The sequence below is a fragment of the Streptomyces sp. NPDC104106 genome (assembly GCF_055584345.1).
Genome location: NZ_JBVJMF010000006.1, coordinates 388832 through 403327, shown reverse-complemented (window position 1 = coordinate 403327; position 14496 = coordinate 388832). Strand labels below are relative to the sequence as shown.

At 74.6% G+C, this 14496-nt stretch carries 10 protein-coding genes and 1 pseudogene; 7 read left to right on the top strand and 4 right to left on the bottom strand.

Going from position 1 to position 14496, the window contains the following annotated elements:
* Positions 1-323: 323 nt before the first annotated feature.
* The gene (locus tag ACZ60X_RS17510) at positions 324-971 is read right to left on the bottom strand and encodes a PAS domain S-box protein (RefSeq protein WP_469599077.1); all 648 of its coding nucleotides are present in this window, start codon (positions 969-971) and stop codon (positions 324-326) included.
* A gap of 343 nt (positions 972-1314) precedes the next feature.
* Between ACZ60X_RS17510 and ACZ60X_RS17505 the strand changes: the two genes are divergently transcribed.
* The 4 genes and pseudogenes from ACZ60X_RS17505 to ACZ60X_RS17490 all read left to right on the top strand — a co-directional run bounded on the left by ACZ60X_RS17505 (position 1315) and on the right by ACZ60X_RS17490 (position 7835).
* A complete protein-coding gene (locus ACZ60X_RS17505; protein WP_469599075.1) occupies positions 1315-4530 on the top strand; it encodes a cytochrome P450 in 3216 nt (1071 codons plus the stop codon).
* 21 nt (positions 4531-4551) lie between these two features.
* Complete coding sequence (locus ACZ60X_RS17500; protein WP_469599073.1) at positions 4552-5574, top strand: phosphotransferase family protein; 1023 nt, start codon at positions 4552-4554, stop codon at positions 5572-5574.
* Between the two features lie 67 nt (positions 5575-5641).
* Positions 5642-6808: pseudogene (locus ACZ60X_RS17495) on the top strand (ROK family protein); the annotation flags it as partial.
* 145 nt (positions 6809-6953) lie between these two features.
* The gene (locus ACZ60X_RS17490; RefSeq protein WP_469599072.1) at positions 6954-7835 is read left to right on the top strand and encodes an alpha/beta fold hydrolase; all 882 of its coding nucleotides are present in this window, start codon (positions 6954-6956) and stop codon (positions 7833-7835) included.
* 251 nt (positions 7836-8086) lie between these two features.
* On the opposite strand, the gene ACZ60X_RS17485 is transcribed toward ACZ60X_RS17490, so the two are convergent.
* Positions 8087-9118, bottom strand: a complete 1032-nt coding sequence (locus tag ACZ60X_RS17485) for a PHP domain-containing protein (protein ID WP_469599071.1) — start codon at positions 9116-9118, stop codon at positions 8087-8089.
* Positions 9119-9181: 63 nt separating this feature from the next.
* Here ACZ60X_RS17485 and ACZ60X_RS17480 point away from each other — a divergent pair, with 63 nt between their 5' ends.
* From ACZ60X_RS17480 to ACZ60X_RS17470, 3 genes are all read left to right on the top strand, one after another.
* A complete protein-coding gene (locus ACZ60X_RS17480; protein ID WP_469599249.1) occupies positions 9182-9427 on the top strand; it encodes a hypothetical protein in 246 nt (81 codons plus the stop codon).
* Positions 9428-9617: 190 nt separating this feature from the next.
* A complete protein-coding gene (locus tag ACZ60X_RS17475; RefSeq protein ID WP_469599068.1) occupies positions 9618-11978 on the top strand; it encodes an ArnT family glycosyltransferase in 2361 nt (786 codons plus the stop codon).
* 42 nt (positions 11979-12020) lie between these two features.
* Entirely contained in the window at positions 12021-12965 is a 945-nt protein-coding gene (locus ACZ60X_RS17470; protein ID WP_469599066.1) for a ribose-phosphate diphosphokinase, read from the top strand.
* A 37-nt stretch (positions 12966-13002) separates the two neighbouring features.
* Here the strand turns inward: ACZ60X_RS17470 and ACZ60X_RS17465 are convergent, their stop codons facing one another.
* Positions 13003-13383: an anti-sigma factor antagonist gene (locus tag ACZ60X_RS17465; protein ID WP_469599247.1), complete on the bottom strand. Its 381-nt coding sequence runs from the start codon at positions 13381-13383 to the stop codon at positions 13003-13005.
* A gap of 143 nt (positions 13384-13526) precedes the next feature.
* Entirely contained in the window at positions 13527-14477 is a 951-nt protein-coding gene (locus ACZ60X_RS17460) for an NADP-dependent oxidoreductase (protein WP_469599065.1), read from the bottom strand.
* Positions 14478-14496 lie beyond the last annotated feature (19 nt).

Below are 14496 nucleotides of genomic sequence, written 5' to 3'. Positions count from 1 at the left end.
TGCCGGGGGGCACGGCTCTCCCGGGCCCGGCTTCGGCCGGCCCGGCCGGTGCGCGCAGGGCACCCGCGGGGACTCCGCGTGAGGTGGGCTGAGGGGGACGGCTGCCGCGAGGGAGGCTGTCGTCGGTCCGTCCGCCGGTTTCGCGGGTGCGGCGGGTTCTGCCCTCGCAGGTGTGCCCTCGGCGGTCACGGGTTCGGCCGGCAGGGCTGGGCGGGTACGCCGTCCGGGGCGGCGGTGTGCCGGGCCACGGCATCCGCGGGGTCCGTCCACGGGGGACGCGGCACCGGCGGCCTCGGTCTCCTCGGGCATGTCGTCGGCCCGTGCTACTCCGCCTCCGGGGTCCGTGTCCTCGCCTCCGGCGGCCACACCCCCGGCGTGAGGACGCCCAACGCGTAGGCGCGGGCGACCAGTTCCGTGCGGTTGGCGGCGTTCCAGCGGGCCGACAGCCGACGCAGGTGGTACGTGACGCCGTCCTTGCTGAGGCCCAGTTCCCGCGCGGCGGCGGCCGTGCTCGCCCCGCCCGCCAGCAGGGCCAGCACCCGCCCCTCCACCGGGGTGACCGGAGCCGGTTCCGGCGCGGCCGGCGCGCACTCGCCCTGCACCCGCAGCATCACCAGCAGGGCCGGTGTCTCGTCCACCGTGTCGCTCACCGGGTCCGCCGTCAGCTCCCCGAAGCGCTTCGCCCCGCCGGGCGCGCGCCAGCGCACCGACACCTGGTAGCGCGAGCGGTGCCGCAGCCGCAGCGCCTCGGCGATGCGCTCCACCTGCCCGGCCTCCTGCGGGCGGAACAACTCCAGCACGTCCCGGCCGCGCAGCCGGCCCGGCGTCGTACCGCATTCCGCGGCCATCGCGGGATTCGCCAGCACCACCTGGCCGTACACATCGCACACCGCGACCGGCACCGACACCCGGTCGAAGACCAGCAGGGCCCGGTTCCGCCAGACGACCGCGTCGGCCCGCTTCAGGTCCATGCCCACCTCCCGATGCGTCGAGCCACCCCGCGGGTTCGGTCTTCATCCAAGACGAAAACCAAGGTCAGCGCCAAACCGCCGGCCCTGCCAAGTCCAGCCGCCCTGTGCGGCCCAGCGCCCCTCCCCGGTCCCGCCGGTCTTCCCGGTCCCGCCGGGCCCTCCCGAGCCCAGCCGGCCGTCCGAGCCGGTCCCGCTCCCCCCGCCCGCGCAAGGCCCGTAACCGAGTTTTGACTGCGCGATCGTGTAGTGCCGTGGCGTCGGCACGTGCCGGTGTTCGCCCACGCTGGACGGAGTACTCCGTTACCCCGAGTACTCCGTTACCGCGAAAGGCAGTTGTCGCGCCATGACCCCCACCACACTGCACCCCGACCCGGCCGGAACCCTGCCCGGTGTCCCCGTCGTCGACATCTCCGCCACCGGTCCCGGCCGCACCCCCGTCCAGCAGGTCATGGAGCTGATGCGCACCCACGGCCCGGTGCTGGTGCGCCGGCTGCACGGGCGGGACGTGACGTTCGTCGCCGACGCCGATCTGGTCGCGGACCTCGCCGACGAGGAGCGGTTCGCCAAGCACGTCGGGCCGGCCCTGGAGAACGTGCGCGAGTTCGCCGCCGACGGCCTGTTCACCGCGTACAACGACGAGCCCAACTGGGCCAAGGCGCACGACATCCTGATGCCCGCCTTCGCGCTCGGCTCGATGCGCACCTACCACCCGGTGATGCTCGCGGTGGCCCGCCGGCTCATCGACTCCTGGGACCGCGCGGCCAAGGACGGGCGTGCCGTGAACGTGCCCGACGACATGACCCGGATGACCCTCGACACCATCGGACTGGCCGGATTCGACTACGACTTCGGGTCGTTCGAGCGTGCCGAGCCGCACCCCTTCGTGGAGTCCATGGTCCGCTGCCTGGAGTGGAGCATGACCCGCCTGGCCCGTACCCCGGGCCAGGACCACTCCGCCGCCGACGCGGCGTTCCGCCGGGACGCCGACTACCTCGCCCAGGTCGTGGACGACGTCATCGCCGCCCGCGCCGGCACCGACCAGAGCGGCGCCCAGGACCTGCTCGGGCTGATGCTCAGCGCCCCGCACCCCGCCGACGGCGCGACGCTGGACGCGGCCAACATCCGCAACCAGGTCATCACCTTCCTGATCGCCGGCCACGAGACGACCTCCGGCGCGATGTCCTTCGCCCTGTACTACCTCGCCAAGCACCCGGCCGTGCTCCGGCTGGTGCAGCGCGAGGCCGACGCGCTGTGGGGAGACAGCGCCGACCCGGAGCCGACGTACGAGGAGATCGGCCGGCTCACCTACACCCGCCAGGTGCTCAACGAGGCCCTCAGGCTGTGGCCGACGGCCGCCGCCTTCAGCCGCAAGGCCCGCGAGGACACCCTGCTCGGCGGCCGGATCCCGATGCGCGCCGGCCAGGCCGTGACCGTGCTGGCCCCGATGCTGCACCGGCAGCCGGTGTGGGGCGACAACCCGGAGCACTTCGACCCCGAACGGTTCACCGCCGAGGCGGAGGCGGCCCGCCCCGTGCACGCCTTCAAGCCCTTCGGCACCGGCGAACGCGCCTGCATCGGACGGCAGTTCGCGCTGCACGAGGCCACCATGCTGCTCGCCATGCTGGTCCACCGCTACCGGCTGCACGACCACGCCGACTACCGGCTCCACGTCAAGGAGACCCTGACACTGAAGCCCGAGGGCTTCACCCTCACGCTCACCCCGCGCACCGCCGCCGACCGCGTCCACGCCCCGCTGCCCGGCGCCGCCCCGGCCCGGGCGGAGCAGACCGCGGCCGCGGACACCCTGCCGGCCCGCGTCCGCCCCGGCACCAGCGCCCTGTTCCTGCACGGCAGCAACTACGGCACCTGCCGGGCCTTCGCCGCCCAGCTCGCCGACGAGGCCGCCGCCGTCGGCTGCGCCACCGAGGTCGCCGCCCTGGACGCGTACGCGGACGGACTGCCCACCGACCGGCCCGTCGTCATCACCGCCGCCTCCTACAACGGCCGCCCCACCGACGACGCCGGCGCCTTCACCGCCTGGCTGGCAGGCACCCCCGACCTGACCGGCGTCACCTACGCCGTCCTCGGCGTGGGCGACCGCAACTGGTCCGCCACCTACCAGCAGGTCCCTACCCAGGTCGACGACCGCCTCGCCGAACTCGGCGCCACCCGGCTCACCGAACGCACCGCCGCCGACGCCTCAGGCGATCTCACCGGCACCGTCCGGGAGTTCACCACCCGGCTGCGTACCGCCCTGCTCACCGAGTACGGCGACCCCGACGCCACCCCGCACAGCGCGGACGAGCCCGCCCACGCCTACGAGGTCCGCACCCTGACCGGCGGCCCGCTGGACGCCCTCGCCGAGCGGCATGAGCTGGTCCCGATGACGGTGACCGAGGCCCACGACCTCACCGCCCCCGGATACCCGCGCACCAAGCGCTTCCTGCGCATCGCCCTGCCCGAGGGCGTCACCTACCGCACCGCCGACCATCTGACCGTGCTCCCCGCCAACGCACCGGAGCTGGTCGACCGCGCCGTCGCGGCGTTCGGCCTCGACCCCGACACCGTCCTGGACATCCGGGCCACCCGCCCGCGCCGATGGGGGTCCCCCGGTGCGAGCGCAGCCGAGCGCGGGGGAGGCCTCGCCGTGGACCGGCCGCTGACCGTACGCCAACTGCTCGCGCGGCACGTCGAGTTGCAGGAGCGCCCGACCGCGCGGCAGCGGGAGCTGCTCGCCGGGGCCAACCCCTGCCCGCCCGAGCGTGCCGCCCTCGCCGCGCTCGGCGACGACGACCCGCGCACCCTCCTGGAACTCGTCGAGGAGCACCCCGCGCTGCGTGGCGCCCTCGGCTGGCCGCTGCTGCTCGACCTGCTGACCCCGCTCCGGCCCCGCCACTACTCCGTGTCGTCCTCCCCGGCGGCCGACGCGGCCCACGTGGACCTCATGGTCTCCGTGCTCGACGCCCCCGCCCGCTCCGGGCGCGGCCGCTACCGGGGCACCGGCTCGGGTCACCTCGCCACCCTCAAGCCCGGCGATACCGTGTACGCCCGCGTCCAGCCCTGTCGTGAGGCCTTCCGGATCGACGGCTCGGCGCCCGTCGTGATGATCGCCGCCGGGACCGGACTCGCCCCGTTCCGCGGCGCCGTCGCCGATCGCGTGGCGGCCCGCGCCGCCGGCGCCGAACTCCCGCCCGCGCTGCTGTACTTCGGCTGCGACGCCCCCGACGCCGACTTCCTGCACGCCGAGGAACTGCGGGCCGCCGAGGCCGCCGGCGCCATCTCGCTGCGCCCGGCCTTCAGCGCCGCCCCCGAGAGCGGTGCCCTGTTCGTCCAGCACCGCATCGCCGCCGAGGCCGACGAGGTCTGGGACCTGCTGGACGCGGGCGCCCGGGTGTACGTCTGCGGCGACGGTTCCCGGATGGCACCCGGCGTGCGCGAGGCGTTCCGTACCCTGTACCGGGAACGCTCCCGGGGCGCCGACGAGGCGGCGGCCGACAGCTGGCTGAACTCGCTGGTGGCTGACGGGCGTTACGTCGAGGACGTGTACGCGGCCGGCTGAGCCGCGGGGGAGGGGCGCACGGTGCAGGAGCCGGTACCGGGGCACCCGGCGGCGGCACCGGAGCCCGGTGACCCGCCCGAGGAGCGGGCCCGGCGGGCCCTGGCCGCGGCGGGCCTCGCGCCCGCCCGGCTCGCCGGGGTGCGCCCCCTCGGCGGCGGCACCTACAACACCGTCGAGGAACTGCGCCTCACCGACGGCGGCCGCTACATCCTGAAGACCGCGCCGACCGGGCCGGGGCTCCGCTACGAGTCCCGGCTCCTGGCCGCGGAGGACGCCTTCTGCCGCGCCGCCGCCGAGGCCGGCGTCCCCGCCCCGCGCACCGTCCACACCGACCCGAGCGACGCCGTGCGGCACACCCTCCAGACCCGCTGCCCCGGCAGCCCCTGGGACGACTCCCTGGCCGAGCACGAACGGCCTGCACTGCGCCGGGAGTTGGCGGGACTGGTGGCCCGGTTGCACCGGATCTCCGGACCCGGCTTCGGCTACCCCTCCGGCGCCCTCGGCCCGCTCGCCCCCGACTGGCGTACGGCGTTCACCGCGATGCTCGACGCCGTGCTTGCCGACGCCCGCCGCTACGCCGCCGAACTGCCGCTGCCCGCCGACGAGACGGCGAAGGTGCTGGCGGCCGCAGAAGGCGCCCTGGAGGAGGTCACCGTCCCGCGCGCCGTCCACTTCGACCTGTGGCAGGGCAACATCCTGATCCACCGCACCTTTGACGGGCCACGGATCGGCGGGCTCATCGACGGCGAGCGCATGTTCTGGGGCGACCCCCTCGCCGACTTCGTCTCACTGGCCCTGCTGGGCGACATCGAGCAGGACCGGGACTTCCTCGCCGGCTACCGGGACGGCGGCGGCCGGGCCGGCTTCGGACGCCGGGAGCGGGTCCGGCTCGCCCTGTACCGCGCGTATCTGTACCTGATCATGCTGGTCGAGACGGTGCCCAGGCAGGTCGGGGAGACCGCCGCCCGCCGGGTGCGGGAACTGGTCGCACCGCACCTGGTCGCCGCGCTGGACGAGATCACGCCGCTCACCCGTCGGGCGTAGCGGCATCGATCGTGTCCGGGCTGCCCCACGGGCATGTCGCAGCCGGGCAGGGTGGGTGAAGGGAGCCGTGGCGGGGCGGACCGGGCGCACGGTGCGCGACGTTTGGCGGGGCAGCCGCACGGCCGTGCTGCGGAAGCCGTACTTCGACGGTCCGCTCAGCCGCTTCGAGCTGGGCCCCGCGACGCGTCTCAGCCCCGGCTCCGTGAGCACCCTGCTGCGCGTCCGCCCGGACAGCGGCCGGATGACCGCCGTCGCCGTCGGCGATACCCGGGTCCGCGTCGAGCCGTCCGACCTGGCACTCATCGAACTGGCCCGCACCGAACGGCCGTTGACGCCCCAGGGGTACGACGTCGAGGTGATCACCGGCCACATCCGCGACGGCATCGCCGAAGTCCTCGGCACCGGGCGGGCCGTCGTACCTGAACGGCTGCTCGGCGTCGGCGCCGGGGTCCCCGGCATCGTCGAGCGCACCCCGGACCAAGGTGCCGTGGTCCACGGGCAGACCATCGGCTGGGACGCCGTACCGCTGGAGCGGCCGCTGCGCTCCGCCTCCGCACCGCCCGACGACGTCCCGTGCGTCATCGACAACGGCGCCAGGCCCCGGGGCCAGGCCGGGATCTGGCCAGGCGCGGGACGCGGTGCCCGCGACGCCGTCGTGCTGCTCTTCGGCTCCGGCGTCGGCGCCTGCCTGGTCACCCCGGCGGTGGCGCACGGGCGGGCGGTCGAGTGGGGGCATCCGACGGGCCGGGTCCGCGGGCGGCGCTGCCGGTGCGGTGCGCCCGGCCGCCCGTAGGCCTGCGCGGGCGCCCGAGTCGCTGCTCGCCCGCCGGCGCGAGGACGGCGGACGCCCGCCCGGGGACGTGGGCGAGGAGAGCGCGTTCGGCGCGCTGCTCGCCACCGCCCACCCGCCCGAGGGGAGGAGACCGCCGAGTACCTCGGCGCGGGCCGGTCCGACCTGATCAACCTCTTCCGGCCCGAGCGGATCACCGTCGGCGACGGGGCCGGGATCCGGCTCGGCACCCGCTTCCTGCCCGCCGTGCGCCGGCACCCGGCGACGTACGCGCTGCGCCACCCGGCCGACCGGCTCACCATCGGCCTCGGCCGGCTCCGCCCCGACGCCGTCACCGTAGGCGCGGCGATCCTGCCGCCGGCCGGTCTCTTCGCGAGCGGCCGCCGCCGGGCCGAGCCGGTCGCCGGGGAGCGCGTGCCGGCCCGGCGCGCCCTTCTGCGCGACGCGCCCCGGGCCGAGGGGGCCCGGTCGGCGGAGCGGGGCCATGACGCCTCAGGTAATCGACCCGCGCGCGGGGTCCGGGGAGTATCGGTGACGTCAGCGCGACCGAGCAGCGTCGCACCTGGTCACCACAGCAGAGGAGGCACCCATGCCGTACTTCGAGAGCCCCGTCGACGGCACCCGACTGCACTACACCGACCACGGCCCCGCGACCGGCCCCGTCGCCGTCTTCGTCGCCAGTGCCTACCTGGGCCACGAGATGTGGGAGTACCAGACCCTGCCGCTCGCCGAGGCCGGTTTCCGCTGCGTGGCCCTCGACCGGCGCGGCCACGGGCGTTCCGACGACACCTGGTCCGGCTACGACCTCGACACCCTCTCCGACGACCTGTACGGCCTCCTCGACCACCTCGACCTCGACGGGGTGACCCTGATCGGGCACTCCGTCGGCACCGCGGAGGTGGTCCGCTGCCTGACCCGGCACGGCACCGCACGCGTGGACCGCGCCGTCCTCGTCGCCGGGCTCACGCCGGGGATCGCCCGCTCGCCGCGCCTCCCCGAGGGCGTCGACCCCGAGGTCATCCGCGCCGACGAGGAGCTGTACCGGCGCGACCGGGCCGCGTACTACACCCTCCTCGCGGACGACTTCTTCGCCGTCCAGTTCCCGGGCAACGACGTCTCCCCGGCGTACGTCCGCCACATCATCGACCGCTGCCTGGCCTCGGCGCCGCGCGCCTCGACCGCGGTCCGGGCCCTCGTCGCCGGGCTGGACATCGCCGACGAGCTGACCGCTCTCGACCTGCCGGTGCTGGTGGTGCACGGCACCCACGACGCCTCCGCACCCCTGGCCCTCACCGGCGAACGCGTGGCCCGGCTGGTGCCGGACAGCACCCTGAAGGTGTACGAGCAGGCCGGGCACGGGCTGTTCGTGACGCACGCCGCCCGGCTCACGGCCGACCTGCGCGCGTTCATCGAGGCGGGCGCCGCCCGCGGGACCGCCGGGCTCGCCGGGGCGGACGCGGGCGCACGGTGACACAGGTCACGCATGGGCGCGGAACACCGAAGGGTGGTTGCCCGTTGAACCAACCGTGGGTGTGCAGGGGACAGTGTCCCCGGGCCTCACCTTTCGCCCACAGGGACGATCGTCCGGCTGAAGCCCTGTGGAGCCGCTCGCCGCGAGGCGACCGCCCTGCGCGCCCACCGCCTGACCGCCCCGGTCGTGATTCCCCCGTCACGGCCGGGGCTCTCTCCATGCGGCCGCATGTGCCGGCATCCGCCCGCGGATCACGCGCGCGCAGGGGTCCGGCCCTCCCGGGTCCAGGCCAGCAGCTCCTCGGCCGACCAGGTGGTCACCACCCGCTCGGCGGGCACCCCGCACTCCTCGGCCCGGGCACAGCCGAGGATCTGCCAGTCCAGCTGGCCGGGCGCGTGCGCGTCGGTGTCCACCGAGAACAGCACCCCCGCCGCCACCGCCCGGTGCAGCAGCCGCCGGGGCGGGTCCAGCCGCTCGGGCCTGCTGTTGATCTCCACGGCCGTACCGGACTCCGCGCAGGCCGCGAACACCGCGTCCGCGTCGAACTCCGACTCCGGCCGCCCCCGCCCGGTCACCAGCCGCCCCGTGCAGTGCCCCAGCACGTCCGCGTGCGGGTCGCGGACGGCGGCCACCATCCGCCGGGTCATCGAGCGGGCGTCCATCCGCAGCTTGGAGTGGACCGAGACCACGACCACGTCCAGCCGCTCCAGCAGCTCCGGCTCCTGGTCCAGCGAGCCGTCCTCCAGGATGTCGCACTCGATGCCGGTGAGCAGCCGGAACGGCGCCCAGCGCGCGTTCAGCCCCGCCACCACGTCCAGCTGCTCGCGCAGCCGCTGCGGCGACAGGCCCCGGGCCACGGTCAGCCGGGGCGAATGATCGGTGAGCGCCGTCCACTCGTGCCCCAGCTCGGCCGCCGCCCGCCCCATCTCCTCGATCGGGCTGCCCCCGTCGGACCAGTCCGAGTGCGTGTGGCAGTCCCCGCGGATCAGCGCCCGCAGCCCGGCCCCCGGGCCCTCGGCGTGCCCCTCGCCGCTCTCCTCCTCCAGCGTGCGCAGGTAGCCCGGCACCTCCCCGGCCAGCGCCTCCCGCACCACCTGCGCGGTCTTCGGCCCGACCCCCTTCAGCGCCTGAAGCGTCCCCGCCGCCGCCCGCTCGGCGACCTCCGTCTCGGGCAGCGCGGCCAGCGTCCGGGCGGCGGTACGGAAGGCCTTCACCCGGTAGGTGGGCGCGAGCGCCCGCTCCAGCAGGAAGGCGATGCGGTCCAGGGCGGCGACGGGATCCATACACACCAGGGTGGGACAACCTCCGGACCACCCCAACCCGAGATGCGTTTTAGGCTGATATGTATGACCGAACAAGCAGCTCCCCACATCTCCCGTCCGCGAGTCCTGGTGCTCGAGGTGTGCCCCGGCAGGCCGGGCGAGCGCCCCTTCAGGATCATGGAGATCGACGGTCAGGTGGTCGGCAAGGCCAGGACGGTCACCGACGTCCTGGAGACCGCCGCGGCGCACGGCATCACGATCCACGACCTGGACGACCCCGACGTGGTCCGCTGGGTCGGCGGGGGCAAGTACCACTGGACGTTGCGCTGAGCGCCGGCGCGGGTGCCCGGCCTGGCGGGCCGTCAGATGAAATCGCGTTACTTCGCTGGTAAGGGATTCACTTGACCGACGTCATTGCGATGTCATGCGGTTAAAGAACTGCCCTTGACGCGGTGAGAATTTCCTTGAAAAGGGGCCTCCTTGGCGCTGTCGGCTCTCGCGGTGCCGAAGACTGCTGCGCATGGTCACGAACGTCCTCGACGCAGCCGCCCCCGCCGGCGCCGTCCGCCGCCCGCCGTGGCGGTCACCGCAGGGCGAGCCCGCATACGCCCGACCTGCGCTGCTGGTCCTCGTCGTGCTCGCCGCCGTGCTCTACGCGTGGGGCATCGACCGCAGCGAGTACCACACGTTCTACGCGAGTGCGGCACGCAGCATGACGGAGAGCTGGAAGGCTTTCTTCTACGGCTCTTTCGACCCCGGAAATTCCATCACGCTCGACAAACTGCCCGGATTTCTTTGGCCGCAGGCGCTGTCCGCGCGGCTCTTCGGATTCCATCCGTGGGCGCTGACGCTCCCGCAGGTGCTGGAGGGCGTGGCGAGCCTGCTGGTGCTCCACCGCCTGGTGCGCCGCTGGGCCGGCGTGCACGCGGCGCTGATCGCCGGCGCCGTGTTCCTCGTGACCCCCGTCGCGGTCGGCCTGTTCCGCACCTCGGTCGAGGACCCGATGTTCACGCTGTGTCTGCTGCTGGCGGCCGAGGCCACCCAGCGGGCCGCGCAGGCCGGCCGGCTGCGCCCGCTGATCGTCGCCGGGGTGTGGGTCGGCGTCGGATTCCAGGCCAAGATGCTGGAGGCATGGGCCGTCCTGCCCGCGCTCGCCCTCGTCTACCTGGTCTCGGCACCGCTCACCCTGCGCCGACGGCTGGCCCACCTCGGCATCTCCGCCGTGGTGATGACCGCCGTGTCGGCGTCGTGGATGCTCGCCGTCACCCTCACCCCGGCCAAGGACCGGCCGTATGTGGACGGCACCACCAACAACTCGGCGTTCAGCATGGTGGTCGGCTACAACTTCCTGACCCGCTTCTCCTCGCTCGGCATCAGCGCGGCCTCCACGGGCAGCGTCAGCTCCACCCAGGGCGGCGGAGGCGGCCACGCCGGCACCGGCCAGAGCCAGGGGGCCGACCAGGCGACGGGCCTGGGCGCCGCGAGCACCGGCTCCCGCGGCACGGGCGGGTACGGCGGCGACCGCACGCACACCGGTGGCCGCGCCGTCGACGGTGACCGGGCGTTCGGGGCCGGGGGTGCGCAGGCCGGCGGTACGGCCCTGCTTCCGCGTGGCTCGAGCGCCGCCGGGGCGGGGGCCGCCCGTACCCGGGGCGGCGGCGGATTCGGCGGCGACGAGAACGGCTGGTCGAAGATGTTCGGCACGTCGCTCGCCTCCCAGACCGGCTGGTTCTACCCGATCGCCGCCGTCGCGGCGGTGTGCGGGCTGCTGTGGCGCCGGGGACGGCCGCGTACCGACCGGCTGCGCGCGGGGTACCTCCTGTGGGGCACCTGGCTCGCCCTGTACTTCCTGGTCTTCAGCGCCGGCAGCGTCGCGGGACACACGTACTACATGGGTGTGATCGCCGTGCCCCTCGCCGCGCTCACCGGCGCCGGCACCGTGCTGATGTGGCGTGCCTACCGGGCCGGCGGGCCCCGTGCCTGGGCGCTGCCGGGCGCGGTGGCGGCGACGGCGGCCTGGGCCGCGTACCTGGCCGGGCAGTTCACGTCCTTCGCGCCATGGCTGGCGCCCGCCGTGGGGCTGCTCGCCGTCACCGGCCTGGTGCTGCTCCTCCTGGCCCGGCCGGGCGGGCGGCGGGCCGGCGGCCGGCTCGCGCTGGGCGGGCTCGCCGCCGCGCTGGCCGCGCTCCTCATCGCCCCCAGTGCCTGGGCGGTGCAGGTCTTCGCCCCGTCGTACCGGACCAACACCATGGGCGCGGTCGGTCCGACCGGATCCACCCATGGCGGTGGCACGGCCCGGTCCGGGTCCGGCCGGTTCGGGCCGTCGGCCTGGGCCGCCGGCGCGGCCTTCGGGCGGGTGAGCCGGGACGGCATGCGCGGCATGAACGGCCCGGCCGGCGGGGGCGGATTCGGCGGCGCCGCAGGCGGTGGCACACTGACCGCGGCCCAGAGCCGGCTGCTCGACTACGCCCGCGCGCACCAGGGTTCGGCGACGTACGTCTTCGCCACCACGAGCTGGAGCACCGCCTCGCCGTTCATCCTGGCGGCCGGCGCACATGTCCTGCCGGTCGGCGGCTTCAGCGGCCGCGTGCCGTTCCCGACCGAGGCGCAGTTCCGGCAGCTCGTCGACAGCGGCACGGTGCGGTACGTGCTGCTGGGCGGCGGCCGGGGCATGGGCGCCCTGTTCGGGGGCGCCGGGCAGGCGGCCGGCGGCCCGACGGCCGCCGCGCGGATCACCGCCTGGGTGCGGGCCGACTGCGCCGAGGTCCCCGCCTCGGCCTACGGCGGCACGGACTCCGCCACCTCGGTGCCGTCCCTGGCGGGGCGTACCGGGACGACGGCCGCCGCCCAGACGCTCTACCGGTGCGGACCCGGCCAGTAGCATGAGCCCGGCAGCCGGTGCCGGTCATGCGAGGAGCGGATCGTGCGGGACATCTCCGTCTTCAGCGGCAGTGCCCATCCCGAACTGGCCCGGGAGGTCTGCGCCCACCTCGGCGTGCCGCTCAGCCCGACCCGGGTCAGCCGGTTCGCCAACGACTGCCTGGAGGTGCAGCTCCAGGCGAACTGCCGGGAGCGCGACGTCTTCCTGATCCAGCCGCTGGTGCGGCCGGTGCAGGAGCACCTGGTGGAGCTGCTGCTGATGTGCGACGCCGCCCGGGGCGCCTCGGCGGCCCGGATCACGGTCGTCATGCCGCACTACTCCTACGCCCGCTCCGACAAGAAGGACGCCCCGCGCATCTCGCTCGGCGGGCGGCTGGTCGCGGACCTGCTGGTCGCGGCCGGCGCCCGCCGGGTGCTCGCCATGACCCTGCACGCCCCGCAGGTGCACGGCTTCTTCTCGGTGCCGGTGGACCATCTGCACGCGCTGCGCGAACTGGCCGCCTACTTCCGGCGCTACGACCTGACGCGTACGACGGTCGTCTCGCCGGACCTGGGCAACGCCAAGGAGGCCGCCGCCTTCGCCCGGCTGATCGGGGCGCAGGTGGCGGCCGGAGCCAAACAGCGTTACCCGGACGACCGGGTCAGCATCAGTTCCGTCATCGGTGATGTCACCGGCCGCGATGTCATCGTGCTGGACGACGAGATCGCCAAGGGCAGCACGGTCGTCGAACTCCTCGGCAGGCTCAGGGAGTCGGGACCCCGCTCGATCCGGGTGGCGTGCACGCACGGGGTGTTCGCGGCCGGAGCCGTCAAGCGGCTGAGCGAGCAGCCGGACGTGCTGGAGATCGTGTGTACCAACACCGTGCCGGTGCCGGCGGCCGAACACACCGAGAAACTCCGGGTGTTGTCCATCGCCCCGGCCCTGGCCGAGGCGGTACGGCGCATCCACAACGGTGAGTCGGTGAGCGCCCTGTTCGAGCAGTCGTAACGGCGGGCCGGCCGCGGTCGTCGCGGCGGGCCCGCCGTCAGAGCGGGTCGGAGGCGGCCCCGGAGCGGGCCAGGGCCGCGTCCAGGCTCGGGTACGCGGGCAGCAGTCGGGACAGCCCGGTGACGTCGAGGGCGCGCAGGGTCAGCGGGTGCGCGCACACCAGGTGCAGCTGCCCGCCGCCGCCCACCACCCGGGTGCGGGCCCGGTGCAGCAGCCGCAGTCCCGAGCAGTCGAAGAACTCCACCGGGCGCAGGTCGATGACGACCCGCGCCCGGGGCCCGCCGGTGAACCGGTCCAGCAGCGGGCCGATCTCCGTCGCCGAGACCAGGTCGATCTCGCCCCGCAGCTCCAGCACGGTGTGCTTTTGGTACGCGTAGACCCGCAGCTGCCGGTGGAAGGGTGCGCGCTCGTCCCGCACGACCACGTCACCTCCCTCCCGCGTCCGGCCGCCGTGTCACGTCTCGACCGTCAAGTTACCCTTGCTGGAAGGAATTTGAGCATGTTCGATTGACATATGTCGCTGAGTTCGACGCATGTCGATCAGTAGGCCGCTGTGCGAGATCAGTCGACCAGCAGCACCAGCTTCCCCGCCGTCCGGCCGGTCTCGCCCAGGGCGTGCGCCTTCGCCGCGTCGGCCAGCGGGAACGTCCCGGCGATCGTCGCCCTCAGCTTCCCGGAGTCCACCAGCTGCGCGATCGCCTCCATCCCGGCCCGGTCGGCGTCCACCAGCATCTGCACGCCCCGTACGCCGAGCCGCTCGGCCTCCTCGTGGAACCCCGGGGAGCCGCCGGGCAGGATCGACACCACGACACCGCCCGGCCGCAGGACCTTCAGCGACGCGACGGAGGTGTCCCCGCCGATCGTGTCCAGGACGACGTCCACGTCCCGCACAGCCTCGGTGACGTCGGTCGTCCGGTAGTCGATCGGCTCGTCCACGCCGATCTCCCGCAGGAAGCCGTGCTTGCCGGCGCTCGCCGTGCCGATCACGTGGGCGCCGCGCGCCTTGGCGATCTGCACGGCCACATGGCCGACCCCGCCGGCCGCCGCGTGGATCAGCACCCGCTGCCCCGGCCGAACGTCCGCGTGCTCGGTCAGCGCCTGCCAGGCGGTCAGGGACACCAGGGGCAGCGCGCCCGCCTGGACGTGGTCGATCGAGGCCGGCTTGTGCGTGAGGGCACGCACCGGGGCGATCACGTACTCGGCGTGCGAGCCGGCGCCGTACGGGTACGGCAGCATGCCGAAGACCTCGTCCCCGGGCGAGAAGGCGGCCACGCCGATCCCGGTCGCGGCGACCTCGCCGGAGACGTCCCAGCCCAGGACGAACGGGGGCTCACCCAGGAACAGGCCGCCGGACCGGTGCTTCCAGTCGGTGGGGTTGACCCCGGCGGCCCGCACCCGGACCAGTACCTGGTTCGGGCCCGGCTCCGGCCGCTCCAGCCGTACTTCCTTCAGGACCTCGGGGCCGCCGAGGACGTCCTGGCTCATGGCTCGCATCGTGTTCACATCGCTCATGGTCACCCAGCCTGCCCGG